Annotated in this window: 1 protein-coding gene; it reads right to left on the minus strand. The window is 71.8% G+C overall.

Features of this window, described 5'->3' with window-relative positions; translation table 11 throughout:
* On the minus strand, nucleotides 1-4,157 hold a 4,157-nt coding region (locus tag ACIQMX_RS42320), incomplete at its 3' end, for an amino acid adenylation domain-containing protein (protein ID WP_402487029.1).
* Nucleotides 4,158-4,202: the final 45 nt, after the last annotated feature.

The following is a 4,202-nucleotide window of genomic DNA, read 5'->3' on the forward strand; positions in this document are numbered from 1 at the left end:
GCCTTGCCCCGCACCCGCTCCAGCACCTCGTCGAACGTCGGGTTCCCCGACAGATCCACACGCAGCACCCAGGTATTCACGAAGAAGCCGACCAGATCCGCCAGCGCCTCGTCGTTACGGCCCGCGATCGGCGAACCGATCGACACGTCCTCACCACCACCGAGCTGACCGAGCAGCACCGCCAGCGCCGACTGCATGATCATGGACATGGTGACGTCGTTCGCCCGGGCCAGATCCCGCACCGCGCCGAGCAGGTCGGCGTCGAGCGTGAACTCCACCATGTCGCCCCGGTGCCCGGCCACCGGCGGCCTCGGACGGTCCGTCGGCAGCTGCAACGGCTGCGGGGCACCGCTCAGTTCCCTGCGCCAGTAGTCGGCCTGGACGGAGACAAGGCTCTCGGGGTCGCTCTCGTCGCCCAGCAGCTCCCGCTGCCAGAGCGTGTAGTCCGTGTACTGCACCGGCAGCTCGGCCCACTCCGGAGACCGGCCCTCGCACCGCGCGGTGTACGCCCGCGACAGATCCCGCGCCAGCGGCCCCATCGACTCACCGTCGGCGGCGATGTGGTGCGTGACCAGCGCGAGGACGTACTCCTCGGGTCCGCCACGGAACAGGGTGGCGTGGATCGGTATCTCCGCGGCCAGGTCGAACCGGTGGCCCATCGCCCGGGCGACGGCATCCTCCAGCTCGTCCGGGGACGCGTCGGTCACGGGCATCCGCAGCTCGAAACCGTCCACGGGCAGCACCCGTTGGAAGGCCACGCCGGCTTCGTCCTCGACGAACACCGTGCGCAGGCTCTCGTGCCGCACCACCACATCCCGCAGCGCCGCCTCCAGAGCAGCCTCGTCCACCGTGCCGCGCAGACGCAGCGCCAGGGGGATGTTGTAGGTCGCGGACGGTCCGTCGAAACGGTGCATGAACCACAGCCGGCGCTGGGCGAACGACAACGGCACCGGGCCGGCGGTCACCGCGCCCCGGCGGAGCGCCGGGCGCACCGGGCCACCCGTGGTCAGGTGCACGGCCAGCGCGGCCACCGTCGGAGCGTCGAAGACGGTCCGGACCGGGATCTCGGCGCCGGCCGTCTCGCGGACACGGCTGACGAGCCGGGTCACCAGCAGCGAGTGGCCGCCGAGGGCGAAGAAGTTGTCGTCGGTCCCGACGCGTTCGAGCCCCAGGAGTTCGGCGAAGAGACCGGCCAGCAGCCGCTCCGCTTCGGTGCGCGGCGCGCGGTACTCGGCGCCGGTGACCTCCGGCTCCGGGAGCGCCGCCTTGTCCAGCTTCCCGTTGGGTGTCATGGGCAGCCGGTCCAGGAGGACGAAGGCGGTGGGCACCATGTGCTCGGGCAGCCGCTCGGCGAGGAAGGCACGCAGCTGTCCGGGGCCGACGTCGCCGTCGCGCGGGACGACGTAGCCGACGAGCCGCTTGCCCATGGCCGCGGTGCGGCCGGCCAGGGCGAGCACCGCGGCCTGCGCCACACGCGGGTGGGTGTCGAGGACGGAGGCGATCTCGCCCGGCTCGATGCGGAAACCGCGGATCTTCACCTGGTCGTCGATCCGGCCCAGGTAGTCGAGCTGGCCGTCCGGGCGGCGGCGGACCTGGTCGCCGGTGCGGTACATCCGGGTTCCCGGCTCACCGAACGGGTCGGCGACGAAGCGCTCCGCCGTGAGGGAGTGCCGGTCCAGATAGCCGCGGCTCAGTCCACGCCCCGCGATGTACAGCTCGCCCGCCACTCCGAGGGGCACGGGCCGCAGCCAGGCGTCGAGGACGTACAGCCGGGTGTTGAGCACCGCGCGGCCGATCGGCGGGGCACCGCCGTCCGCGGTGAGGGGATCGCTGAGCGTGGCGACGCAGGTGGTCTCGGTCGGCCCGAAGCCGTTGATCAGCCTGCGGTCCGGGGACCAGTTCTCCACGATGCCCGGCGGCACGGCCTCACCGCCGACGCCGAGGGTGCGCAGGTGCGGGAACCGCCCGGGCGGCACCGTGGCGAGCGTGGCCGTAGCGATGAGGCCGACGCTGATCTCCGCGTCGGCGAGCGTCGCCGCGAGCGCCTCGCCGACCTGTCGGCCGGGCGGAACCACCAGGGTGGCGCCGGCCGCGAAGGCGACGAGCCACTCCATGACGGAGATGTCGAAGCTCGGCGAAGTGATGGCGAGCACCCGGGACTCCGCCGTCACCTGGAAGCGTTCGATCTCGGTGCGGGCGAGTGCGGCCAGAGGGGTGTGCGGGACCACGACGCCCTTGGGAAGGCCGGTCGACCCCGAGGTGTAGATCACGTACGCGGGGTGGCGCGGGTCCAGGGCGACCGGCCGGTCGTCGTCGGTCGGGTTCGCCTCCGACCCGCTGTCCGGCCGGGCGGCCGGGTCAGGGTCGTCGAGGACGCCGGTCGGGATGCCGGCGGGGATGCTCCCGGCGAACTCGGACGTCGTCAGCAGCAGCATCGGTTCGGCGTCCTGCAGCAGGAACGCGATCCGGTCGGCGGGGTAGGCGGGATCGACGGGCAGCCAGGCGCCGCCTGCCTTGGTCACCGCGAGAAGAGCCACCAGTTGTTCGGCGGACCGGGGCAGGGCCACGGCCACCCGGGACTCCGGACGGACGCCACGTCCGACGAGCCAGTGGGCCAGACGGTTGGCCCGCCGGTTCAGCTCCGCGTAGGTGAGGGTGAGTTCACCGGAGATCAGTGCCGTGGCGTCCGGGGTCCGTGCGACCTGCTGCTCGAAGATCTCCGCGAGCGTGATGTCCGGCACCGGCTCGGCCGTCTCGTTGAGCCCGGTGAGCAGGTGGTCGCGCTCCTCGGGGGTCAGCAGGTCCACCTCGGCGAGCGTGCGTCCGGACTCCGTGACGAGCCGGCGCAGCACGGTCCCGAACCGCTGGGCGATGCTCTCGATGTACGGGCGGTCGAACACACCGTCCTGGTACTGGAGGGTGACGCGCAGGTGCGGATCGAGGTCGGCCGCCAGCATCAGCGGGTAGTGGGTGGTGGAGAAGGGGCGGATGCCGGTGCAGGTGAGGCCGGCGGCCTCGTTCGCCTCGGCCAGCGCCGCTCCGTCGGCCGGGTAGGACTCGAAGACCACCAAGGTGTCGAAGAGCGTCTGGAGTCCGGTGCTCCGCTGGATGTCGGTCAGACCGTGGTGGTGGTGCTCCATCAGGGCCGCCTGGCGTCCCTGGATCTCCGTCATGAGACCGGCGAGAGTGACGTGCGGCGACAGCGGGACCCGCACGGGCAGCGTGTTGATGAACATGCCGACCATGGAGTCGACACCGTCCACGGCCGATGGCCGCCCGGACACCGTGGCCCCGAACACCACATCCTGACGCCCCGTCAACTGCCCGAGCAGCAGCGCCCAGGCACCCTGGACCAGAGTGTTCACCGTGACACCGAGCTCACCCGCCCTACGGGCGACGAGCTGCGCGTCGGCCTCGGGCAGCGTGACGTCGACGTGGCCGAAGCCCGTGGCGGCCCGGGACGTTCCGGCGGGTGCGACCGGTGCGAGGAGGGTGGGTTCGTCGACGCCTTCGAGCTCCGCGGCCCAGGCACGGGAGGCAGCGTCCTGGTCCTGGCCGTCGAGCCAGACGAGGAAGTCCCGGTAGCCCCGCACCTGGGGAAGAGCGGAGGCGCCGCCCGACACGCCGTAGAGCCGCAGCAGATCCTGGATGAGGACGGGAATGGACCAGCCGTCGAACAGGGCGTGGTGGGCGGTGAGGACCAGTTCGCTGTGGTCGTCGGTCATCCGGACCAGGGCCAGACGCAGCAGCGGCGGAGTCGCCGGATCGAAATGGACCGTGTGGTCCTCGGCCAGGAACGCCTCCAGCTCCGCCAGACGCTCAGCCTCCGGCAGATGCCGCAGATCCCGCTCCGACCAGGGCAGTTCGACACCCTCGGTGACCAACTGCACCCAGCCACTGCCACCGTGGGGAACGAACGCGGACCGCAGATTGGCATGCCGGTCCAGCAACGCCTGCCCAGCGGCACGCATCCGCTGCGGGTCGGTGCGGCCCGTGAGCTGGAACGTGAGCTGAACCTGGTACGCGTCGGTCTCCGCGTCCCCGGTGAGCAGGGTGTGGAAGAGGAGTCCGGACTGGAGCGGGGTCAGCGGCCACACGTCCCGCAATGCCGGATACCGGGCCTCCCACCCCTCGATCTCCCCCTGCGACACCTCCACCAACGGCACATCCGACGGAGTCAGACCACCCCCACCCGAACCCCC

Origin of the sequence: Streptomyces sp. NPDC091416 (genome assembly GCF_044756845.1) — a bacterium.
In the GTDB taxonomy this organism is placed as follows: Bacteria; Actinomycetota; Actinomycetes; order Streptomycetales; family Streptomycetaceae; genus Streptomyces.